The organism is Terriglobales bacterium, assembly GCA_035543055.1.
In the GTDB taxonomy this organism is placed as follows: domain Bacteria; phylum Acidobacteriota; class Terriglobia; order Terriglobales; family Acidobacteriaceae; genus JAIQFD01.
Genome location: DATKKJ010000036.1, coordinates 17,244 through 39,444 on the forward strand (window position 1 = coordinate 17,244; position 22,201 = coordinate 39,444).

The following is a 22,201-nucleotide window of genomic DNA, read 5'->3' on the forward strand; positions in this document are numbered from 1 at the left end:
CCTGAACGGCGCGGCTAAAGCCGCGCCACAACAAACCATCGCAACAGATCAGGGGTCGGTGAATGAATGCTCCAAACCTTTGATCAACTGCCACACAGCTTTATTCAGCGGCGTGGGGACACGCAGCTTCTCGCCCCACTGCACGATGGCGCCATTCATGAAGTCGACTTCGGTCTGCCGCCCGGCCTCCACGTCCTGGAGCATGCTGGCCTTGTGCTTGCCGGGGGCATTGGCTCCCTTCTGCACGAGAGCACGCGGGTCGCCATGCAGGGTGATGTCCTGAGCGCGGGCCACGGCTTCGCCTTCACGGATCAGCGCTTCGAAGAGATCGCCGGTCGGGCCAAGGCGCGTCGCCGCGCCATGATGCAGCCGAGTGAGCGCACCCACCGGATTGGTAGCGGCGTTGAAGATGAGCTTGGTCCATTGGGCGCCGCGAGCGTCGTGCAGCACGATGGTGTTCATGCCGGAGCGGGTCATCAGGGCGCCCAGTTGCTCCACCAGGTCCATGGGCGTGCCGCTGGGCTCGAAGGGGCCGATCCAGGTGTCGCCCTTGATGTCGTAGCCGACATGCCCGGGCTCGATCAGGTGGCCAGCGGGGAAAGTGGTGCCGCGAATCACGTAGCGAACGTGCTCGGCGATCAGCTCCTCGTTCCCTACCCCGTTCTGCACCGAGCACACTGCGCTGTTGCCATCGAAGACCCGTGCGACCTGCTTGATAGCAGTGGCGGTGTGGATGGCCTTGGTGGCCACGATGCCGAAATCACAGCGCGGGATCCCGGCCGGGTCAGAGGAGGCGCGAAGGCGCGCTGTGAAGTCTTCGGCGCCGCTGACGCAAAGGCCCGAGCGGTTGATGGCGTCCACGTGCGGCTGGCTGACGTCGTAGGCCCAGACTTCGACGCCGTCGAGACGCGCCAGGTGCGCGGCGAAGAGACTCCCCACTGCTCCGCAACCGACGACACAGATTCTCATAAGTACTCGGTACTCAGTTAACTTCTCCTAGTGCGAGTGGTTCCCTCTTCCTGAGGAGCCCGCTCGCTGCCATCGAAAAACTTCCATTCGATGCTGCTCAGGTTTTCGCCTTCCTTGCGGCCCACGCGGAAGGTGTCCTGGGTGTAAAGACAGACAGCGCCATCCTGATCCACTACTTGAGGATGCAGGGAAAAGGTCATGTTTTCCTTGAGCTCAATGCTGGTGTTGGCGCCGATCGCCGGATGCTCGATCATGGTGAGCCCGATGGAGTGCCCCGAAAGATGTCCCAGGGAGAAGCCGTGGCGGGCGAAGGTATCGGCGACCGCCTGGTGCACGGTGGAAGCCAGTTCTCCCTCGCACAGGAGGAGTCGCGCCGCCTCCATGGCTTCTGGGTACGCCGCCTTCATCCGGCGAGTGCGCTCGCTCGGCTTGCCCTGGATGAGTGGACGCGAGAATTCGACCCAGTAACCGGTCGCATCGGTGATCTCCAGGGAATAGAGCAAGAGGTCGTCGGGGCCGACGATGCGGTGGCCGGGGACCTTGAAGGCGGCTTCCGCTTCACCGTTGGCCCCGGAGAGCAGGATGTTCATCATGCGCGGGCCGGCGCCGCGAGCGAAGAAGCACTCGACCGCCGGAGCCATGATCTCGGCCTCGGAGCGTCCCGGACGGTAGGCCTTGACCAGGGCCCAGAAACCTTCCTCGATGATGTCCATGGCCTCGCGCACCTGAACGAGTTCTTCTTCGCTCTTCACCGCGCGCGCCATGTCGAAGTGGAAGTCGAAGGGGAGCCACTCCGCGCTTCCCTGCACCAGCTCGCGGAAGTCGCGCACCGGCATGATGTGGTCGAGTCCATAGACGCCCACGCGCTTCCACTTCTTGTCGTCGGCTTTCTCGCGGAGCCAGCGGCCCGGCAGGTCGGGCCAGACCTGGTTGCGCACCCAGGGCTTCTTCTTGTCGCCGATCCAGCGGGCCTCGCGGGGGAAGATGAGCGTGGGTTCGCCCTCCATCGGCAGCAGGACGTAAGCATAACGATGGACGATCTCGAAGCCGGAGACGTAGCGGACCGCGCCTTCAAAGCCGGCGTACTGGTTGCCGCACACCAGCAGCGCGTCCACGTTCTGCTTCTCCATGGTGGAGCGCAGAACCCGGTAGCGGCGGGCGATCTCGGCTTGCGATGGGAACATCAGGGCCTACGATTCCACCCCGCAGATCTCGGCTGCGGCCAGGGCGTATACCTTGGTGATGTCCACCAGTGTCTGGATGGCGACCTTCTCGCCGTCGGCATCGCGCGGGCCGCTGGACGGGCCGTAATTCAGCGTCGGGATGCCGTAGCGCGACAGCACCGAGGCGTCGGAGCACCACAGGACGGTGTCACGCTGCGGCGCGCGGCCCAGCACCCGCTTGTGGCAGGACTCCACGGCTTTCACCATCTCGTGGTCCGGGCTGATGCTCGCCCCGGGCACGGAGACGTAACTCTCGAACTCGATGCCGTGATCGGGAAATCTCTTCTGCAGCTGGCGGACGAGATCGCGAAGCTGATGGCGCGCTTCGGTCATCGGCATCCGCGGCGGCACACGGACATCGAGGAACAAGTCCGCCGTGGGTGGCGTCCGGCTGGCGCGCCAGGGGTCGCCGGCGCGCAGGCTGCCCAGGTTGATAATGCCGCGGTGCCCGCCGAAAGCGGTCTTCTTCGCCCAGTCCTCGGCGAACTTCAGCACCTCGCCCATGACGTCGTGCATGCGGCGGAGGGCGTTCTGGTTCTCGCGGCCCTCGGCGAAGGCGGTGTGCACGTACGGTCCCTTGGTCGTGAAGCGCACCCACAAGGAACCGCTGTGCTCGAGCACCAGCTTCATGTCGGTGGGTTCGCCCAGGATGCACATGTCGGGCAGGATGCCGTGGTTCACCAGGTAGTGCGAGCCGGCGCCATACCCGCGGTATTGCCGGCCGCGGTACTCGCCCCACTGCGACTTCTCGATCTCGCCGGCAACGCAGCCGATGATGACGTCGCCGGTAAGCTTAAACCCCGCCTGCATCAGAGCCTTGACGGCGTGGGTGTAGCAGACCAGCGCGCCCTTCATGTTGTAGATCCCGAGGCCATAAATGTAACCGTCGCGCACAATGGCGTGCGGCTTGTATCCGATGCCGGGCAGGAAGGATTCTTTGCCGGTGTTGGAGGTATCCATGTGTCCGTTGAACATGAGATTCTTGCCCCGGCCATGGCCCTCCCAGCGCGCGATCACGTTGGCCCGCCCCTCCTCGACCTCCTGCCAGGTCACGTTGAGTCCGAGTTCGTCGAAGGCGCGGCGCATGTACTCGGCCATGGCGAGTTCCTCGCCGGTGGGGCTGGCGATATCCACGACATCGCAGGACATCTTCACAATGTCGGCTTCGCGGACTTCGGCGAGGATGCGATTCACCTGCCGGGGAGTGAGCGCTTTCTGTTGTGCGGCCTTGGGCATTCGTCTTTTCACAAGTCAGGTTGAGTGAGTCTTACTGAGAATGCGGAAGTCGTCAGGATAGCGGCAGAGCTTCTCGTTGCCGTCCTTTTTCAGCAGGAAATTGTCCTCCAGGCGCAAGCCACCGCCTCCGGGCCAGTAGATCCCGGGCTCGATGGCCAGCACCATGCCCTGCCTCATGGTGCCTTTGCCGGCCTGGTGCGCGTACGGCGGTTCGTGGGCCCGCGCCCCCACGCCGTGGCAGACCGGGTGCGACGGCTGACCCGGATAGCCTCCTTCGGCGATGCGGGCGCGGATCGTGCGGTCGAGCTCGGGGAACTCCGCTCCGTCCTTGGCATAGGCAATCGCCTCATTGAACACCTTCAACAGGAGGTCCAGGAGCTGGTTGTATTCCTTCGTCAGCTCGCCGATGCAGACGTTCTTGGTCAGATCGTTCCAGTATCCGTCCACGCAGACCCATATCTCGAACAGGGTCGGCTCGTGTTCGACAACGGGGCGGTCGCGAGTGGCGGTAAAGGTCGCGATGCCCTTGCCCGACCACACCAGGGTAAACGCGCGGGCCATCTCCACCTTGCCCTTGTAGCCGACGCCGGTGCCGTGGACGTAGCCTTCGAAGAGCGCAGCCACTTCGCTCTCCTTCATCCCGGACCTCATGCGCTCGCGAGTGTGGTCCATGGCCTCGGCGGCCAGTTCGTTGGCCAGGCGCATGCGTTCGATCTCCTGGTCGGTCTTGATGGCGCGGGCGTCCACCAAGAGCGGCGTGGCATCCGCCACCTGCCCCATCTTGGCACGGAAGGTGTCGAAGTAGGTCTGGGAATAGACAGTGGGCTCGCCTACCATGCGGTCGGCGGACTGAGTGCCCTGGGTCAGCTCCATGCCGACCTTATCGGTCCAACCGTTCTTGCGCAGGACCTCCACGCACAGGTCCACGCAGCGGAAGTTCGGGGGCCGGGGGTCCTTTTCGTCATATCCCTTGAAGAGCTGGATGTTCTTCGTCCAGGCGGTGCGCTCGGCATCGGCAAGCTGGGGCTCGATGACGCACAGCACCGGGTCGCCTTCGCGTGGGAAGACGACCGCATCGTATCCCTTCATGCACCAGTAATTCGTCAGATAGAGGACGTTGTCGGGGGCGCGGCAGACGAGAGCCGACAGGTCCTGCTCCTTCATGAGAGAGTGGACGCGCGCCAGCTTCAGGCGATCGACGGGCCAGGAGGAGGTCGTGGGTGTCATTTGGCCACCCGGTAGCTGTCGAGAGCGTGCTTGGCTGCGGTCTTGCGAGCGTCGCTCTCCCATTCCCAGGAGAGTTCCCTGCCCTTGATGAGCTGGTACATTGCAGTGTGCCGGGGTGCGGGCACGCCGAGGCGCACAGCCTCGCGGGCGATGGCGCCGCAGAGGAAGTCGATCTCGGTGGGCTGGCGGTGGCGGACGTCATAGAGCATCGAGGTCGGATGGTCGGTCTGGCAGCCGATGCGGTTCATCTCCCAGGGGTCGTCCTGCAGCCGAATCCCGGCGGCGGCGGCCACGCTCTTGCCCTCCTCGATCAGCTCTTTCATCAAGTCGCCGACGAACCCTTCGGCAAACTCGCGGCAGTGCGGCAGGTCGGTCAGCGCCGATACGGCGTTGACCGACGCGTTGAAGATCAGCTTTGACCACTGCGCCGGGCGGCAATCCTCGAGCGCCTCGGCTTTGAGGCCGCCGGCAACGATCAGGTCGGCCGCCTCCTTCACCGTGGAGAAGGGTGTGCCGGTCGGTTCGAAGGGGCCGAGCCAGGTGGGAGTGTCGAGCTCGTATTGCACATGGCTGTCGCTGTGCCGCGTGCCGCTCATGAAGGTGCAGGCCCGGATGATCTTGCCGCGGGTGAGCGCCGCCAGGATCTCTTCGCTGCCCAGTCCATTCTGCGCCGAGATGATCGCGCCGCCGTCGAACAGGTGGCCGACCGGCCGGAACGCCTCCGCGGCCTGCGTCGCCTTGGTGGCGACGATGCCCAGATCGAAGTGTGGCAGGCGGTCGGGGCGGGTTTCCGCGTTCACCTGCACGGTGAAATCGTGCGTCCCGGAGACGCGCAGGCCGCGCTCGTCGAGCGCGTGGGCGTGCTCCTCCCGGCGCACCAGGCACCACACTTCGGCCACGCGCGCCAGGTGCGCGGCATACAAGCTGCCGATGGCGCCCGCGCCGACGATGCAGACCTTCTTCATCATGCGGTCGCCCGCCTCGCGATCTTGACGTTCTGATATCTCTGCCCGGTACGGGCCCGTTGCAGCGCGTGAAACAGGCTGCTGCCGGTGTTATGCGAATCGTCGATGATGATGCCCTGGTCGTAAAGCGCGTCCTGGAGCGCGGCCGAGATGGCGTGGATGGGCGCGGCGCCGCCTTCGCCCATCCCCTTGGCGCCGCTGTAGGTGTGGGGCGACGGCGTCTCGATGGTCCCGTACTTGATGAGCGGCATATTCATGGCGGTGATGGGCGTGTAGTCGCTGAAGGTGCCGGTCAGCAGGTTGCCGGACTCGTCGTAGGCACAGGTCTCCATCAGGGCGGCGCCGATGCCATGGGCCGTTGCCCCGTGCACCTGACCCTCCACTATTAGCGGGTTGATGACTGTGCCGCAGTCGTCGATGGCAACGTAGTCGAGGATGGCGGGCACGCAGGTGTCGCGATCGACTTCCATGACCGCGATGTGCAATTGGGACGAGTAGGTCAGCGTGAGGTTGCCGAACTTGGTCTTGACGTCGGGCAGCTTGAAGGGCGCGCGCCAGATGTAGCGGCAATTCAGCGTGAGCTCGTAAAGCTCCTCGGGCAGGATGGCCGAGTTGGTGTTCACGATGTTGGCCAGACCGATATAGGGGATCATCTTCTCGGTGCCGCGTACGCGGACCAGACCACCCTGCTCGTTGTATCCCAGCTCCAAGTCATCCTCTTTCGCCTGCAGCGCAAAGGCAGCCAACTTCAGGATCTCCTTCTTCAGCTTCTGCGCGGCGCCATGGACCGCGGACAGGCCGGAGACCGCGAACTGGCTGGCATAGGTGCCGGTAAAACCGGTGTGGACGTTGCGGTCGGTGTCGAAGCCGGCGCGCACCGTGACCTGGTCGGGATGGATGTTGAGCACATCGGCGACCACCTGCGACGCCACCGTTTCGTGTCCCTGGCCTTGCGGCACGGAGCCCACCGCGACCACCACTTCTCCGAACATATCGAGCTTGACGTTGGCGGCCTGGGAATTACCGCTGAAGGGCGCATCCGGGTTGACGATGCGTGATTGGCCGAAGTTGTTGGTGCCGGAATCGAGCGTGGTACCGATGCCGATGCCGATCATCCGGCCTTCTTTTTTCGCCTCGGCCTGGCGCTTGCGCCAGCCATCGTAGTCGATGAGTTTCTTGGCCAGCGCCAGCATGCCGGGATAATTCCCCGAGTCGTAAACGCAGCCGTTGGGCGTGGTGTAGGGGAATTCGCCAGGTTGGATGTAGTTGCGCAGGCGCATCTCGTCGGCGGGAATGCCGAGCTCGTGGGCGCAGATGTCCACACAGCGCTCCAGGAACCAGAGGTGCTGCATGCGGGAGTATCCGCGGTTGGGGCCGACCGGCGTCTTGTTGGTCACCACCTGGGTGAACTCGATGCGGGCGTTCTTGAAGCGATAGGTGGCGGGAAAGACCTGCGACCAGATCACCGCGCCCAGCGGTTCGTAGCGCGGAAAGGCGCCGCAGTCGTCGAGGTGCTTGGAGGCGACGGCGGTGATCACGCCCTTTTCGTCGAGCGCGATGCGGGTATCACGGAAGGTGCGTTCGTTGCCGTGGGCGCTGGAGTTCATGTGCTCGGAGCGGGTCTCGCACCACTTGATCCAGCGTCCGCCGGCCTTGCGCGAGGCCAGCGCCGCGATCGCCATCTGCGGATAGTTGTTGATCTTGATGCCGAAGCTGCCGCCGATGTCGAAGGTCTCGACCCGGATCTGGTCGATGTGGACGCCCAACGCGGGCGCCAGCAGCTGCATGCCGATGGTGGGGAAGGAATTATTGCATTGGAAATAGATGCGGTCTTCCTTGACGTCCCACTTGGCGATGATGACGTTGTTCTCCAGCGGGGTGGAGGAGAAGCGGTGGAAGTGCATGCGGTCGATCTCGACCACGTGGGCGGCTTCGCGGAAGGCCTTGTCCACGTCGCCGAACTCCCAGGCGCCGTTCCAGATCACGTTGGAGCCCGCCTCTTCGTGCACGACGCTCTTGTCGGTGGCGGCGAACTCAGCGTCGATCACCGGCTGCAGCGGCGTGTACTCGACTTGCACGAGCTCGGCTGCGTCTTCGGCGACGTAGCGCGACTCGGCCACGATGGCGGCCACGGGCTCGCCCTGGTAGCGCACCTTGCCTCGGGCCATGGGCAAGTCCTGGATCCTGCCGCAAACGCCGGGGCCGATCTCCATGAAGGGCGAACACAGGCCCGCGCCGAGCTCCTCCCCGGTCAGGGTGCAGATGACGCCGGGCAAAGCGGCCGCCGCCGAGACGTCAACCCGGTCGATGCGAGCGTGGGCGTAAGGTGAGCGCGCCAGCCGCATGTGGAGGCAGCGTTCGGGCTTCAAGTCGTCGATGAACTTGCCCCGGCCGCGCACCAGGCGCGCTTCTTCCTTGCGCTTGAGCGGCTTGCCGACCCAGTGTTCCTTTTCCTTACCCACGAACTCTCCCGAAGCAGGTCCCTCACGGCTAAAGCCGTTCGGGATGACATCAAGCCAGTGCCGATTGCAGGCCGTCAATCAGTTTCTGCACGTTCTTCTTCGCCAGTGGCTCCAGCAGCCCGCCGGCCAGCGAAGTGAGGCGGCCGAAGACCTGGGCCTCGCCCGCCCATGCCACCTTGGTCCCATCGGGCGCTTCGGCCAAGTCAAAGCCCGCAACCAGGGTGGTGCCTCCGCCGGCGACATCGCCTTTGCCTTCGTATTTTGCCCGCCGGGGCCGCTCGGCCTCCGCCAGGCGCATCTTCACGTCCGCCGTGCCCTTGATGTAGGAAACGCCGACGTTCACCTTGATCGTGAAGTTCTGCGGGTCCTGCACGCTGAGCCCGCGGAACTCAGGCATCAGCGGCCCGAAGCGGTTGGGGTCGGTGAGGAAGTCGAACACCTCCTCCGGACGTTTCTTCACGGTGAATTCCCCGCCGAATCTAATCGCCATGCTGGCTCGCCCTCGTGGCTGCGGCCGCATCGGCGACCGCCTTGAAGATGTTCTGGTATCCGGTGCAGCGGCACGTGTTCCCGGCAATACCCTTGCGGATGTCCTTGTCGCTCGGCCGCGGGTTGCGGGAGAGCAGATAGGCGCCGGAGATCAGCATGCCGGGAGTGCAGTAGCCGCATTGCAGGCCGTGGTCGTTGATGAAGGCCTGTTGCAAGGGATGCAGGTGCCCGTCCGTAGTCAATCCCTCGACGGTGGTGATCTCGGCGCCGTCGGCTTGCACCGCGAACATGGTGCACGACTTCACCGTGACTCCGTTGAACAGGACGGTGCAGGCGCCGCAATAGGTGGTGTCGCACCCCACGTGGGTGCCGGTGAGATCGAATTCATCACGCAGCAATTCGACCAGGAGCAGGCGGGGCTCGACGCTGGCGGAATACTCATTGCCATTGACCCTAAGCTTGATGGCGACGGGCTGGGGCTCAGGCATAAAGGTGGCCCCCTTCGACGCCATCGCCACGGGCGCGTCGATCGGCGAGCTGGATCGCGCGCCGGGTCAACGCCGCGACCAGTTGGCGCTTGTACTCCGCACTGCCCCGCATATCCGGCTGCGGGTCCGCCGCGGCGCGTGCCGCCTCCGCCGCGGCCCCGATGGCTTTCGGGCCCACCGCCTGGCCGCGAAGTGCGTTCTCCGCTTCACGGGCACGGATCGGGGTCAGCCCAACGGCGCTGAGCACGATGGCAACATCGCTGCACACGCCGTCCTGCAACGCGAGTTGCACGCCCACGGCGGCACTGGGATAGACGGGCGCAGCGCGCTTGAAGGCCAGATAGCAGCCTCCGGAGCTCTTGGGCGGCACCTTGACCACGATCTCGCTGATCAGCTCGTCGTGCGCCAGCACGGTGGTGTAGGCATCGGTGATGAACTCCGGCAGGGGCACGGTGCGATCGCCGCGCGGGCTGACGCAACGCACCTCGGTGGCGAGTGTCAGCAGGCACGCCGCCCAGTCACCGCTGGGATCGGCTTCGGCGACGGAACCGCCGATCGTCCCCCGGTTGCGCACCTGGACATCGGCGATCCCGGCGGCGCAGTCGTGCAGGATGGGGATCGCCGCTGCCGCCGGTGAATCTTCGATCTCGGCGTGGCGGGTCAGGGCGCCGAAATGGAGGGTCCCGTTCTGCTGCTTGATGAAGGAAGTACCCGGGATGAAGTTCAGGTCCACCAGGTGGGCCGGGTTGGCGAAGCGAAGCTTCATCAGCGGGATGAGGCTTTGCCCTCCGGCCAGCAGCTTGGCTTCGTCGCCCAGGCTGGCCAGCATGCTCGTCGCTTCCTTCAGCGAACTGGCGCGGTGGTACTGGAATGCGCGCGGATACATAGTCCCCTGTTTGCCCCCATCCCCGGCGAGCGGGCAGCCATTCTAATCCAGACGACGGTTACTGCGCCCGCGAGAACCGGCGGCCAAACCCGGGCTCGGCCGCTCCGCAACCTGCCGACAGAAAGCAGTCCGTGTAAAATAAGCGCCCCCATGGGTGCGCCAACTTGCCAGGCCGGGTCGATGGCTCGATTGCTTGCGGACATCTCCCAGGGTCTTCCCGTCGGTCGGAGAGCGGCATTCCAGTTGATCAATTGTGCTGACGAAGACCTTCCCGCCTTACTCGCGGCTGCACGGACTCTGAAGGAGAGGTTCCGTCCCGGGGTGGTCACGTACTCGCGCAAGGTCTTCCTGCCGCTGACCAATCTGTGCCGTGACTATTGCCGATACTGCGCGTTTCGCAAAGATCCTGGGCAAGTGGGCGCACATACGATGACCCCGGACGAGGTCCTGGCAATCGCGCGCGCCGGTGAGAAGCTCGGATGCCGCGAGGCACTCTTCAGCCTGGGCGACAAGCCGGAGTTGCTGTTCCCCGAAATGCGCGCCACCCTCGAGCATCTTGGTTACAAATCCACGCTGCACTATCTGGAAGCGATGTGTGCGCTGGTGTTGCGCGAGACCCGGCTGCTGCCCCACGCCAATCCGGGCCTGATGAGCGGGGAATGGATCGAGCGCCTGGCGCGATACTGTCCCAGCCTTGGCCTGATGGTGGAGACAACGGCGGAGGCGCTCCTGCGTCCCGGCGGAGCACACGACCAGGCGCCCGACAAGGTGCCCGCGAGGCGCTTCCAAGTCCTGGAGGAGGCGGGCAAACGCAGCGTACCCTTCACCACCGGCCTGCTCATCGGCATCGGCGAGACCCGCGAAGACCGCGTGAATACGCTGTTCGCCATCCGCGCTATGCATCAGCGATATGGACATATCCAGGAAGTGATCGTGCAGAATTTTCGCTCGAAGCCCGACACCCCCATGAGCTCCTGGCCGGAGCCCAGCCGCGGCGAGATGCTGCGTACCGTGGCCGTGGCGCGGCTGATCCTGCAGGACATGAACCTGCAGGCTCCGCCCAATTTATCCTCTCCTGACTACTCTGAACTGTTGCAGGCGGGCATCAACGACTGGGGCGGCGTGTCACCGCTCACGCCGGACCACATCAATCCGGAAGCCCCCTGGCCGCAGTTACAGGACCTAGAAGCGCGCACCGCTGAGGCCGGCTGCTGCTTGCGCCATCGGCTGACCGTGTATCCTGAGTTCCTTCCCAAAGTCCTGAGCCGCGGAGGCTTGCTGGCAGAGCGCGTCTCCGCAGCCATCGACGACGAGGGTTACGCGCGGGGAGCAGCGGCATGATCGTTGTCATCACCGGCGGCACCGGGGGCGCAAAGTTCGTCCAGGGCATACAGTCGTGCATGCCGCCTGAAGAGCTGACATGCGTCGTCAATACCGGCGACGACTTGCTTTGCTGGGGACTGCACATCTCTCCCGACCTCGACTCGATCACCTACGCCCTGGCCGGCCTGCTCAGCAAGCAGCGCGGATGGGGCGTGGAGGGCGACACCTTCGAGTGCCTGGAGGTGATGAAAAGGCTGGGAGCGCCCGCCTGGTTCCAGCTCGGCGACCGAGACCTGGCGCTGCACATCAGCCGCACCGCGATGCTCGCGGCCGGCAAGACACTGAGCGCGGCCACGGCTGCGATCGCCGGCTCATTCGGCATCCGCTCGCGCATCCTGCCGATGGCAGACGCGCGGGTCGAGACCCGCATTGCCACCGACCACCGCGAGCTGAGCTTCCAAGAGTACTTTGTGCGCGAACGTTACCAGGTGCCGGTGCACGCGGTGCGGTTCGAGGGCGCGGCGACGTCCAAGGCTGCGCCCGGTGTCGTGGATGCGATCCTCTCCGCCGACGCCGTGCTCATCGCGCCCAGCAATCCGATCACCAGCATCGGACCGATCCTCGCCATCCCGGCCATCAAGCAGGCACTGCAGGCCACGGCTGCTCCCGTCGGGGCGGTCAGCCCGATCGTCGGTGGGGCAGCGGTCTCCGGTCCCGCCGGCGAGCTTATGGCATTGCGCAGCCTGGAGGTCTCGGGAATGGGGATCGCGGCCGCCTATCGTGACTTCCTGGATGTGCTGGTCCTTGACGAACGAGACGCTCACCTTGTTCCGCTGGCAGAAAAGCTAGGTCTGGGTGTGCTCTGTACTAATTCGCTCATGAAGACTGACGGGGACAAAGCGGCGCTGGCGCAAGCCGCGTTGCAGGCGACTCTGGCTTCGCGGTCGAAACTGAAGCCGGCCGCAGCGGTGCAACGATGATCCTGATCCCGGTCAAAGACCTGCGCGAAGCCAAGCAGCGACTGGGCGAGGTGCTATCGCAGGAACAGCGGACGCTGCTGGCCGAAGCCATGCTGACCGACGTGGTTGAAGCGGTCCTGGGCTGGAAGCAGCATCCACCGGTCGCGCTGGTCACCAGCTATCCCTTCGCCATCAGACTGGCTCGTGACTGCGGCTTCGACGTCATCGAGGACCGTGAGAACCCGGGCGAAACCGGCGCCATCGCCATGGCCACGCGGGTCGCCCTCGAGCGCGGAGCCCGGGAGACTTTGGTCCTGCCCGGCGACATGCCACTGCTCACGACCGCGGAACTGGAAGCGGTCTATGCGGCGGCGCCCCGGCAGGGCGTAGTGCTGGTTCCGTCGGCCGACCGGCGGGGCTCCAACGCCGTCTTGCGCCGTCCCGCCGACCTGATTCCCCTGCGCTTCGGCAATGACAGCTTCGTCCCCCACCTCAACGCCGCCCGCGCCACCGGCAAGCAGGTGGTGGTGCCGGAGTTCGAGGGCATCGGCCTGGACGTCGATACCCCGGCCGACCTCGCGGCGCTGCTCTCGTTGCCTACCCGATCGCGCGCCCAGCTTCTGCTGGAGTGGTGGAAGGTCGCGGAACGCTTGGCCCATGCGCAGAGTGCCTGAGAGCGGCGAGGTGCGGGTGATCCCGGTCCACGGCATGCCCGAGATCGCGCCGGGCTCTGCCCTGCTCGACGAGATCCTGCGTGCCAGCCGGCGTCAACGCAGCCCGCTGCGTGCCGGCGACATCCTGGTGGTGACCCATAAGGTGGTCTCGAAGGCAGAGGGCGGACTGGTCGAGCTGGCGCAGGTAAAGCCGTCGGCGCGCGCCAAAGCCTGGGCCCGGCGATACCCGGTGGACGCCCGCGCGATCGAGCTGGCCTTGCGCGAGGCGGGCCGCATCGTCCGCATGAAAAAAGGCGTGCTCATCACGCAGACCCGAAGCGGCCTGGTCTGTGCCAACAGCGGCGTGGACTTGTCGAATGTGGATGGCGGGAAGTCGGTTGTGCTGCTGCCCCGCAATCCGGACCGCTCCGCCGCGCTTCTGCACCGCGATATAAGAGCGAAGACCGGGCTGCATGTGCCGGTGATCATCACCGACTCCTTCGGCCGGCCGTGGCGCGAGGGGCTGACGGAGGTTGCGATCGGAGTGGCGGGCATGAAGCCGATGCGCGATCTGCGCCGGCGGCGCGATCCGTACGGCTACAAGTTGCGCGTGAGCCTGGAGGCGGTAGCGGATGCGCTGGCCGCAATGGCCGGCGCCGCCTGCGGAAAACTTTCGCGTTGCCCTGCGTGTATCATTCGGGGGTTCTCGTACGAGCGCGGCCGGGGATGCGCAAGCGACCTCGTCCGTCCCTCCGAACGAGACCTGTTCCGATGACCATGAACAGATTCATACCACTGGATCGTTTCTTCGAAGTCGGATGGCAACAGGCCGTTTCCCGCGCGTCGGCGCCGGTGCGTGCCACGTTGGAAAAAGTGCTGTCAGAGGCCGACGGCGGCACGCTGAAGCGTGAGGAGTGCCGGTTGCTGGCTTTTGCCAAAGACGACGATCTGATCGCGCTCCTGGCATGCGCCGACCGCCTGCGTGAGCAGATCGTGGGCGACGTCGTGACCTACGTCGTCAACCGCAACATCAACTTCACCAATGTGTGCTTTGTGGGGTGCAAGTTCTGTGCCTTCGCCGTCGGCCCGCGCGATGCGGATGCGTACTTCCTGAGCCCGGAGGAGGTCGCCATCAAGGCGGTCGAAGCGTGGGAGCGCGGCGCCACGGAGGTCTGTATCCAAGGCGGCCTGCCTCGCAACCTCCATCCCTTCTACTACCGTGACCTGCTGCACGCGGTGAAGACGGCGGTACCGGAAATCCATATCCATGCCTTCTCTCCGATGGAGATCGCGTACGGCGTAGAGCTCACGGGGATGCGCCTGCGCGATTATCTCGCCATGTTGCGAGACAACGGACTCGACACCCTTCCTGGCACGGCGGCGGAGATCCTCGACGATGAAGTCCGCCACGTGCTCTCCGCGAACAAGCTGAGCACGGCGCAGTGGCGCGAGGTGGTCACCACTGCTCACCAGCTCGGTATCCGCAGCACCTCGACCCTGATGTATGGCCACCGCGAGACGCCCGAGCACTGGGTGAACCAGTTGCTGATGCTGCGCGACATCCAGCGCGAGACTGGCGGCTTCACCGAGTTCGTGCCCCTGGGCTTCGTCCACCAGAACACGCTGCTATTTCACCAGGGTCTGTCGCGTGCGGGACCGACCCTCGAGGAGCATTTGAAGATCCATGCTTTGGGCCGCGTGATGCTGGCGGGCGCCATCCCCAACATCCAGGTCTCGTGGGTGAAGCTGAGCCGCGAAATCTCCCAGCTCTGCCTGCGGGCCGGGGCCAACGACTACAGCGGTACGCTAATGGAAGAGAACATATCGCGGCTGGCGGGCGCTACCTCCGGCCAGTATCTCAGCCCGGCGGAGCTGCAGGAGCGTATTCTTGAGCTGGGGCGCATCCCCGCCGAACGCAATACAACGTACACCCGGATCCGGCGTATCCCTGTCGTCCCCGAAGCGGCGCGCGAGGCGCTTCCGGCATGAGAGGTCCGATCGCCATCGTCGGCGGTACCGGACCGGAAGGGCGCGGCTTGGCGCTGCGCTGGGCGCGCGCCGGCAAGCACGTGATTATCGGCTCGCGCGACGCCGAGCGCGCCCGCACCGTCGCCCAGGAGATCTCGACCCTGGCCGGCGACAAGGCGCGCGTCGAAGGCATGGACAACGCATCCGCCGTGAAGACCAGCCGGACGGTGGTGCTGACCATCCCTTTCACCGCACAAGCCGACACGCTGAAGCAGCTCAAGGACAGCTTCGTCCCCGGCGCGGTGGTGGTAGACACCACGGTCCCGCTGGCGGCAGGGATCGGTGGAAAACCGACACGGACGCTGGGCGTCTGGCAGGGATCCGCGGTCCAGGCCACGGCGGAGCTCCTGCCGGAAGGTGTGAAGCTGGCCGCGGCATTCCAGAACATCGGCGCCAAGGCCCTGCTCAGCGACGGGCCGGTGGAGTGTGACGTGATGGTGTGCAGCGACGATCCCCACGCGAAGGAAGTCGCCAGCGAACTGGCCCGCGCCATTCCCGGGGTGCGCGCCATCGACGGCGGCAAACTGGAGAATGCGCGCACCGTCGAGCAACTCACCGCTCTCCTCATCCAGATCAACATGCGCTACAAGAGCCACTCCGCAGGTCTGCGGGTGACGGGCCTCGGCATCCCCGAACCGGAGTACCGGCCCCATACGAAAGGAGCGTCCCATGGCAAAGATCCCGGAAAAGTTCCTTGATCTCTTCAACAAGAAGGCGTTCGGCAGCCTGGGGACCCTCATGCCGGACGGCAGCCCGCAGGTGACGCCAGTCTGGGTGGACTGCGAGGGCGACACCGTGCTGGTGAACACGGCCAAGGGAAGGCAGAAGGACAAGAACATCCAGCGCGACCCGCGAGTGGCGGTCACGCTCATCGATCCCGACAATCCCTACCGGTACGTCGAGATCCGCGGCCGCGTGGTGGAAGCCACCGACAAGGGCGCCAAGGACCACATCGACAAGATGGCCAAGAAATACCTGGGCGTGGACAAGTATCCGTACGCGCAGCCCGGCGAGCAGCGCCTGCTGCTGCGCATCCGGCCGGAGCATGTCAGCAGCATGGGCTGAGTCAGATCTTGATCCGGCCGGTGTAGATGGCAATGCCGACCACGGCGTCCACGCCCATGCGCTCCAGCTCTTCGATCTGCTCCTCGCTATTGATGCCCCCGGCCGCGATCAAAGGCTTGCGCGTGGCCCGGCGAAGGGCACGGACGACATCCATCGGGATCCCCTGCAGCAATCCCTCGCTGTCCACGTGAGTGTAGAGGAACGCGGCGCACCAGGGCTCCAGGGCGCGCATCATCGTTTCCGCGGGTACCGCGGTCGGAGTGCGCCACCCGTGGGTCGTTACCGTCCCCTTTTTCGAATCCACCGCAAAGACCAGATTCTCGACCCCAATGTCGGCCGCAGCTTGCTTTGCGAATTCGATGTTGATCTCGCCGTCGCGGAGCAAGGCCGAACCGAAGATCACCCGCTTTGCGCCGAGCCCCAGTACCTCGCGTGCGCCCTCGATGGAGCGGATGCCGCCCCCGACCTGGCAGGGCAGTCGCTGTGTGAACTGCTTCAGCAGCGTGCGGTTGCTGCCGGTGCCCATGGCGGCATCGAGATCGATCAGTTGGACCAGCGGAAACTTCGAGAACCGCTCGATCCACGGCTCGAAGTCGTCGAATTCCAGCGCCTTCTTCTCGCCCTGCACCAGCTGGACGATGCGCCCGCCCATCAAATCGATGGAAGGGATCAGCACGGCAGCCTCACCGGCACCCCGGCCGCGCGCAGCTCTTCCTTCAGATCGGTGATGCGATTCAGCCCGAAGTGGAAGATGCTGGCGGCGAGCGCGGCATCAGCCCTGCCCCGGGCGAAGACCTCGACGAAATGCTGCGGGCCGCCCGCGCCGCCCGATGCGATGATCGGGATGTTAACCGCCTCTGACACGCGTGACGTCAACTCGCACTCGAAGCCCGCTCCGGTGCCATCGCGGTCCATCGAGGTGAGCAAGATCTCGCCCGCGCCTCGCTGCTCCGCCTCGCGCGCCCATTCCGAGGCGCGGCGGCCGGTCGGCTTGCGTCCGCCGCTGATGTACACCTCGTAGTCGTCGCCGACGCGCTTCGCGTCCACCGCCACGATCACCGCCTGCGAGCCGAAGCGCTCGGCGATGCGCGTGATCAACGAGGGATCGGCGACCGCGGCAGAATTGATCGAGACCTTATCCGCCCCGGCGTCGATGATCCCGGCAGCGTCTTCCAGAGATCGGATGCCGCCTCCGACCGTGAAGGGGATGAACAGCTCGCGCGCTGCGCGGCGCACCGCGTCGATGAGGGTCTTGCGACCCTCGTGCGTCGCCGTGATGTCGAGCAGCACGACCTCATCCGCCCCGGCACGACTGTGGGCGGCGGCCAGTTCCGCCGGGTCTCCGGCATCGCGCAGCTCCTGGAACTGAACGCCCTTCACCACGCGTCCACGGTCGACGTCCAGGCAGGCGATGATGCGCTTGGTCAGCATGCGAGAAAGTTCTTCAGGATCTCGAGGCCGGTGTCGCCGGATTTCTCGGGATGGAATTGCACGCCGAAAACGTTGTCGCGCTCCACTGCCGCCGCGAACGGCCCGCCATAGTCGCAGTCGGCGATCGTTCCCTCGCACAGCGGCGCGCGGTAGCTGTGGGTGAAGTAAACGAAGGCGCCCGTCGGGATGCCGGCCAGCAGCCGTGACCCGTCGCGGACAGAGATCTGGTTCCAGCCGACGTGCGGCGACTTCACGCCCGGGGGAAATTTCGACACCTCGCCCGCGAAGAGCCCGAACCCCGAGATCCCCGGCGCCTCCGTGCTTCCGGCGAACATCCACTGCAGACCGACGCAGATGCCGAGGAACGGCTTGCCACGCCGGATCGCTGCCGTGATGGGCAGCCTCAATGGGTCGAGTGCTCTTGTGGCCGCAAAGTGCCCGACCCCGGGCAGCACGATGCGCTCAGCCTGGGCGATGACGCCTGCGTCCGAGGTGATGACGGACTCGCCCCCTACCCGCTCCAGCGCCTTCTTCACCGAGGCGATGTTCCCCGCGCGGTAATCGACGATGGCGATCACAGCAGTCCTTTCGTGCTGGGCAGCACCCGGCGCATGCGGCGGTCCCGCCAGCAGGCCGCGCGCAGGGCCCGGGCGAAAGCCTTGAACAGTACCTCGATCTTGTGATGGCTGGAGCGGCCGTATTGCACCCGGGCGTGGACGTTGGCGCGAGCACCTCGGGCGAAGCCGTCGAAGAAATCGTGGACCAGCTCTGCCTGCAGATCGCCCACCAGCCGGGCGCGGACTCTCGTCTCCACCACGGCGGTGGCGCGGCCACCGAAGTCCACCGCCGCCAGGCCGAGCGTCTCGTCCATGGGCATCAGGAAGTACCCGGCGCGGAGGATGCCCTTCTTGGCGCCGAGCGCGCGGTCAAACGCCTCTCCCAGCGCGATGCCGACATCCTCGACCGTGTGGTGCTGGTCCACATCCAGGTCGCCCGTAGCCTCAAGCTTCAGGTCGAACCCGCCGTGCCGTGCGAACAGCTTCAGCATGTGATCGAAGAAGCGGATGCCGGTCGAGACCTGGTAACGTCCGCGGCCATCGACGTTCAGCGTGACCCGGATGTCGGTTTCATTCGTCTTGCGGTGCAGCGTGGCTTTTCTCATGCCGACACCTTCGCGCTCTTCAGTTCGGCCATCACCGCCCGCAGCGCCGCGATCAGCCGGTCGGTCTGCTCCCTTGAGCCCAGAGTCATGCGCACGCAACCCTGGCACCCGGGATCACTGGAACGGTCGCGGACGAGAATGCCTCGTTCCCGCATGGCCCCCACGAATCGCCCGCTCTCGGCGCCGATCAATGCCAGCACGAAGTTGGCCTGGCTCGGCCAGTACCTCACGCTGAGCTCGGCCAGCTCCTTCTCCAGGCGCTCGCGCCCGTGCCCGACCTCCGCGACATAATCCCTGATGTACTCGCGGTCTGCCAGCGCCGCCGGCAGGCACGCCAAGGCAACGCCATTCACGTTGTACGGCGAGCTGACCCGGCGCACCATCTTCATCTGCTCGGCAGCACCGGCCAGCACACCGATGCGCAGACCGGCGAGACCATACGCCTTGGAAAACGTGCGGGCGACGAACAGGTTGGGCGCTGTGCTCGCCGCGTCCAGCACGGTCTGGCCGTAGAAGTCGAAATACGCTTCGTCCACCAGCAGCGCGGCGTCGGGCGCCGCAGCCGCGATCTTCAACAGGTCTTCCCTGCTGGCGGCGCGGCCCGTCGGGTTATTGGGATTGGCGAATGCAATCAGCCGCGTGCGGCCCGTGATCCTTGCCAGGACCTCCGCCGTTGGAAAAGCAAAGTCTTCCTTCGCCAGGACGGTGATCACGCGCGCCCCGGTCGCGGCGGCATAGATCTCGTACATCGAGAACGTAGGGACGGCGACGATGACCTCGTCCCCCGACTCCAGATAGGTCTCGCACAGCAGGTGGATCCCCTCGTCCACGCCGTTGGTGAGCAACACCTGCGCGGGCGCGATGCCCAGGAATTCGGCCACCGCTTGCTCGACCGGCTCCCGCTCGGGATACTTCGCCAGGCGTTCGGGGTCGAGGTTGCGCAGGGCCTCCAGCACGCGCGGCGAGCAGCCCACGGTGTTCTCATTGAAGTCGAGGCGCAGGCCTTCGCGACCGCCCAGCGGCGGGTGGTATTCCTTCAACGTCCTGACGGCGGCGCGCGCGCTAAGCATGGGCGCACCTCAAGCGGACAGATTCCGCGTGCGCCCGCAGGCCCTCGGCCTCGGCCAGCGGCACCACCACCGGCGCGATCCCGGCGACGCCCTTCTTGCTCAATTCCTGGAAGGTGATCAGCTTCACAAAGTCGAAGACGCTCAGGCCGCCGCGGTACCGTGCGGCGCCGGCGGTAGGCAGCACGTGATTCGGGCCGGAAGCGTAATCGCCGGCCGCCTGCGGCGAGAAATCGCCGATGAAGATTGACCCCGCGTTGGTCACGAGCTCTGCGTTTTCGCGGCTCACGGTGATGTGCTCGGGCGCGATGCGGTTTGCCCACTCCATGGCTTGCGCCCGCGAACCCGCCAGCAGCGCGACTCCATTGGCTCGCAGCGATTCTTGGGCGATCGGATTCTCGGCCGCAAGGCTCGCGGTCTGCTCCGCCACGGAGTGCGCCAGCTTGAGATTCGTGCTGATGAATACTGCCAGAGCTTCCGGATCGTGCTCCGCCTGCGCCACCAGGTCGGCAGCGATGAAGCGCGCATCGCCTTCATCGGCGACAATCACCACCTCGGTCGGGCCCGCCAGCATGTCGATCGCGCAATCGAAGGCGACCAGCTTCTTGGCCGCGGTCACGTAGAGATTCCCGGGGCCGACGACCTTGTCCACACGCGGCACGCTCTTGGTGCCGTAGGCCAGGGCGGCGATCGCCTGCGCCCCGCCGGTGCGGTAGAACTCCCTCACGCCGAGCATCGCTGCCGCAGCCAGCGTCTCCGGCCGAGGATTGGGCGAAACCACCCGGATCTCATGCACGCCCGCGACCTGCGCCGGTATCACGGTCATCAGCAGCGTGGAAGGCAGCGGATAGCGCCCGCCGGGAACGTAGCACCCGACCGAATCCAACGGACGGACGACCTGTCCCACCGCGACCCCGTCCGCTTCGCGCCGCCAAGGCTGCGGCCTCTGCCACTCGCAGAAGCGGCAGATGTTGGCCGCCGCCTTCTCCAGCGCCCGGCGAAACTCGAACGAGACCGAGTCCAAGGCCTGCTTCATCTCCGCCGCCGGGACGCGCAGTGCCTGCCTCGTCCGCAATCCGTCCCAGCGCTCGGCGTAGCGGCGCAGGGCGCGGTCGCCGGTCTTGCGCACATCTTCCACGATCTTTCGTACCCGGGGTTCGACCTGGTCCAGTTGGCTGCCGCGGCGCTCGAGTGCCACCACCCGCTTCTCCGCTGCCCGGCCTGTCAGGATGCGCAGCATCACAGCACCACCTTGTTCAGCGGATACTCGACGATCCCAGTCGCATTCGCCGCTTTCAGCTTGGGGATCAGCTTCCAGGCCAGCGCTTCATCGATGATGGTGTTCACCGCCACCCACTCGGGGTCGCTCAGGGTCGCGATGGTCGGGCTGTTCAGCGCCGGCAGCACCGCGATCACCTGCTCCAGATCGGCCTTGCGTACGTTCAGCATCAGGCCCACCCGGCCCTGGGCGTCAATGGCGCCACGCAGCATCAGCGCCAGGTTCTCGATCTTTTGCCGCTTGCTGGACTCCTTCCACGCTTTCTTGTTGGCGATGATCTGGGTGTTGGATTCGAGCACGGTGTCGATGATGCGTAGCCGGTTGGCTCGGAGCGACGACCCGGTCTCAGTGACCTCGACGATGGCGTCGGCCAGCACCGGCGGCTTGACCTCCGTGGCGCCCCAGCTGAATTCCACCTGTACGGGCACGGCCTTCGCCGCGAAATAATCTTTCGTGACATTCACCAGCTCGGTGGCGATGATCCGGCCCTTGAGGTCCTCGGCGCGCTTGTAAGCCGAATCTTCCGGCACGGCCAGCACCCAGCGCACTTTGCCCCGGCTCTGCTTGGCGTAAATCAGATCGGTGACGGCGATGACCTCGAGCCCGCTCTCCTTCACCCAGTCCAGACCCGTGAGCCCGGCGTCGAGTGCGCCGTGCTCGACGTAGCGCGCCATCTCCTGCGCCCGGATGAGCATGCACTCAATCTCCGGGTCGTCGGTGGTCGCCGAGTACGACCGCCCATTCGTGTAAACCTTTAAGCCTGCCGTCGCAAATAGCTGCAGCGTGGACTCTTGCAGGCTGCCTTTGGGGACGCCGAGACGCAGCTTCACCGGCCACCTCCGTTGAGCGGCAGGGGGCGCGTGAAGCAGGAGCGCGTGCCCTCGTGGCAGACCACGCCCTTGCCCTCCACCCGCACGCGCAGTAGCACGGTGTCGTGGTCGCAATCGGTGGCGGCGGAGACGACCCGCAGGCGGTTGCCGCTGGTCTCACCCTTCACCCAAAGCCCCTTGCGCGTACGGCTGAAGAAGGTCCCATAGCCGGTGCTGAGGGTCCGCTCGTACGCCTCGCGGTTCATGAAGCCGAGCATGAGCACCTCGCCGGTCGCCTCGTCCTGCACGATGGCCGGCGCCAGCCCCTGCATCTTGTCGAAGTCGATGGTGGACATCACCCGTTCCTTTCCCCAAAAACACAAAACCCGCTGCGCTTTTCGCGTCAGCGGGTTCGAACTTTATGAGTGCCGTCTTAGCCTAGGACCGCACCTCCGCTGACACGCTCGCCGCGTGGTGATG

Annotated in this window: 24 protein-coding genes; 7 read left to right on the plus strand and 17 right to left on the minus strand. The window is 65.5% G+C overall.

The features are described from left to right. Window positions 1-48: 48 nt before the first annotated feature. From VMS96_02400 to VMS96_02440, 9 genes are read right to left on the minus strand one after another with little or no spacing between them, the layout of a single operon-like run. A complete protein-coding gene (locus VMS96_02400; protein HVP42251.1) occupies window positions 49-969 on the minus strand; it encodes a 2-dehydropantoate 2-reductase in 921 nt (306 codons plus the stop codon). Between the two features lie 17 nt (window positions 970-986). Beyond that, window positions 987-2,153 carry a M24 family metallopeptidase gene (locus VMS96_02405; protein HVP42252.1) on the minus strand — a complete coding sequence of 389 codons (1,167 nt, stop codon included), beginning with the start codon at window positions 2,151-2,153 and terminating at the stop codon, window positions 987-989. Window positions 2,154-2,159: 6 nt separating this feature from the next. After that, on the minus strand, window positions 2,160-3,428 hold the full coding sequence (locus VMS96_02410) for a M20/M25/M40 family metallo-hydrolase (GenBank protein ID HVP42253.1): 1,269 nt from the start codon (window positions 3,426-3,428) through the stop codon (window positions 2,160-2,162). A gap of 15 nt (window positions 3,429-3,443) precedes the next feature. Continuing rightward, window positions 3,444-4,655, minus strand: coding sequence for a Xaa-Pro peptidase family protein (locus VMS96_02415; GenBank protein ID HVP42254.1), 1,212 nt, complete (start codon window positions 4,653-4,655; stop codon window positions 3,444-3,446). After that, the gene (locus tag VMS96_02420) at window positions 4,652-5,623 is read right to left on the minus strand and encodes a 2-dehydropantoate 2-reductase (protein HVP42255.1); all 972 of its coding nucleotides are present in this window, start codon (window positions 5,621-5,623) and stop codon (window positions 4,652-4,654) included. The genes VMS96_02415 and VMS96_02420 overlap by 4 nt, the downstream gene beginning before the upstream one ends. Further along, the gene (locus VMS96_02425) at window positions 5,620-8,082 is read right to left on the minus strand and encodes a xanthine dehydrogenase family protein molybdopterin-binding subunit (protein ID HVP42256.1); all 2,463 of its coding nucleotides are present in this window, start codon (window positions 8,080-8,082) and stop codon (window positions 5,620-5,622) included. The genes VMS96_02420 and VMS96_02425 overlap by 4 nt, the downstream gene beginning before the upstream one ends. Before the next feature lie 49 nt (window positions 8,083-8,131). Then, entirely contained in the window at window positions 8,132-8,572 is a 441-nt protein-coding gene (locus tag VMS96_02430) for an SRPBCC domain-containing protein (GenBank protein HVP42257.1), read from the minus strand. After that, window positions 8,562-9,059, minus strand: coding sequence for a (2Fe-2S)-binding protein (locus VMS96_02435; GenBank protein ID HVP42258.1), 498 nt, complete (start codon window positions 9,057-9,059; stop codon window positions 8,562-8,564). Before VMS96_02435 ends, VMS96_02430 begins: the two co-directional genes overlap by 11 nt. Beyond that, on the minus strand, window positions 9,052-9,945 hold the full coding sequence (locus tag VMS96_02440) for a xanthine dehydrogenase family protein subunit M (protein ID HVP42259.1): 894 nt from the start codon (window positions 9,943-9,945) through the stop codon (window positions 9,052-9,054). Before VMS96_02440 ends, VMS96_02435 begins: the two co-directional genes overlap by 8 nt. 180 nt (window positions 9,946-10,125) lie before the next feature. On the opposite strand from VMS96_02440, the gene cofG reads away from it, so the two are divergent. The 7 genes from cofG to VMS96_02475 are packed head-to-tail and all read left to right on the plus strand — an operon-like array spanning window position 10,126 to window position 15,973. Further along, window positions 10,126-11,286 (plus strand): 7,8-didemethyl-8-hydroxy-5-deazariboflavin synthase CofG, encoded by a 1,161-nt coding sequence (gene cofG / locus VMS96_02445; GenBank protein HVP42260.1) that lies wholly within the window; start codon window positions 10,126-10,128, stop codon window positions 11,284-11,286. Beyond that, entirely contained in the window at window positions 11,283-12,248 is a 966-nt protein-coding gene (gene cofD / locus VMS96_02450) for a 2-phospho-L-lactate transferase (protein HVP42261.1), read from the plus strand. The genes cofG and cofD overlap by 4 nt, the downstream gene beginning before the upstream one ends. After that, the gene (gene cofC, locus VMS96_02455) at window positions 12,245-12,901 is read left to right on the plus strand and encodes a 2-phospho-L-lactate guanylyltransferase (GenBank protein HVP42262.1); all 657 of its coding nucleotides are present in this window, start codon (window positions 12,245-12,247) and stop codon (window positions 12,899-12,901) included. Before cofD ends, cofC begins: the two co-directional genes overlap by 4 nt. After that, on the plus strand, window positions 12,885-13,655 hold the full coding sequence (gene cofE / locus VMS96_02460; protein HVP42263.1) for a coenzyme F420-0:L-glutamate ligase: 771 nt from the start codon (window positions 12,885-12,887) through the stop codon (window positions 13,653-13,655). The genes cofC and cofE overlap by 17 nt, the downstream gene beginning before the upstream one ends. A gap of 2 nt (window positions 13,656-13,657) precedes the next feature. After that, on the plus strand, window positions 13,658-14,869 hold the full coding sequence (gene cofH, locus VMS96_02465; GenBank protein HVP42264.1) for a 5-amino-6-(D-ribitylamino)uracil--L-tyrosine 4-hydroxyphenyl transferase CofH: 1,212 nt from the start codon (window positions 13,658-13,660) through the stop codon (window positions 14,867-14,869). After that, complete coding sequence (gene npdG / locus VMS96_02470) at window positions 14,866-15,606, plus strand: NADPH-dependent F420 reductase (protein HVP42265.1); 741 nt, start codon at window positions 14,866-14,868, stop codon at window positions 15,604-15,606. The genes cofH and npdG overlap by 4 nt, the downstream gene beginning before the upstream one ends. Next, a complete protein-coding gene (locus VMS96_02475) occupies window positions 15,578-15,973 on the plus strand; it encodes a PPOX class F420-dependent oxidoreductase (GenBank protein ID HVP42266.1) in 396 nt (131 codons plus the stop codon). Before npdG ends, VMS96_02475 begins: the two co-directional genes overlap by 29 nt. A gap of 1 nt (window position 15,974) precedes the next feature. Here the strand turns inward: VMS96_02475 and VMS96_02480 are convergent, their stop codons facing one another. The 8 genes from VMS96_02480 to hisI are packed head-to-tail and all read right to left on the minus strand — an operon-like array spanning window position 15,975 to window position 22,077. Further along, window positions 15,975-16,649: a HisA/HisF-related TIM barrel protein gene (locus tag VMS96_02480; GenBank protein HVP42267.1), complete on the minus strand. Its 675-nt coding sequence runs from the start codon at window positions 16,647-16,649 to the stop codon at window positions 15,975-15,977. Continuing rightward, the gene (gene hisF / locus VMS96_02485) at window positions 16,643-17,404 is read right to left on the minus strand and encodes an imidazole glycerol phosphate synthase subunit HisF (protein ID HVP42268.1); all 762 of its coding nucleotides are present in this window, start codon (window positions 17,402-17,404) and stop codon (window positions 16,643-16,645) included. The genes VMS96_02480 and hisF overlap by 7 nt, the downstream gene beginning before the upstream one ends. Further along, window positions 17,398-17,982: an imidazole glycerol phosphate synthase subunit HisH gene (gene hisH / locus VMS96_02490; protein ID HVP42269.1), complete on the minus strand. Its 585-nt coding sequence runs from the start codon at window positions 17,980-17,982 to the stop codon at window positions 17,398-17,400. The genes hisF and hisH overlap by 7 nt, the downstream gene beginning before the upstream one ends. Continuing rightward, window positions 17,979-18,566, minus strand: coding sequence for an imidazoleglycerol-phosphate dehydratase HisB (hisB, locus tag VMS96_02495; protein ID HVP42270.1), 588 nt, complete (start codon window positions 18,564-18,566; stop codon window positions 17,979-17,981). The genes hisH and hisB overlap by 4 nt, the downstream gene beginning before the upstream one ends. Continuing rightward, on the minus strand, window positions 18,563-19,636 hold the full coding sequence (gene hisC / locus VMS96_02500) for a histidinol-phosphate transaminase (GenBank protein HVP42271.1): 1,074 nt from the start codon (window positions 19,634-19,636) through the stop codon (window positions 18,563-18,565). The genes hisB and hisC overlap by 4 nt, the downstream gene beginning before the upstream one ends. Continuing rightward, a complete protein-coding gene (gene hisD / locus VMS96_02505) occupies window positions 19,629-20,873 on the minus strand; it encodes a histidinol dehydrogenase (protein ID HVP42272.1) in 1,245 nt (414 codons plus the stop codon). Before hisD ends, hisC begins: the two co-directional genes overlap by 8 nt. Next, window positions 20,873-21,742, minus strand: coding sequence for an ATP phosphoribosyltransferase (hisG, locus tag VMS96_02510; protein ID HVP42273.1), 870 nt, complete (start codon window positions 21,740-21,742; stop codon window positions 20,873-20,875). Before hisG ends, hisD begins: the two co-directional genes overlap by 1 nt. Then, entirely contained in the window at window positions 21,739-22,077 is a 339-nt protein-coding gene (gene hisI / locus VMS96_02515; protein HVP42274.1) for a phosphoribosyl-AMP cyclohydrolase, read from the minus strand. The genes hisG and hisI overlap by 4 nt, the downstream gene beginning before the upstream one ends. Between the last annotated feature and the right edge of the window lie 124 nt (window positions 22,078-22,201).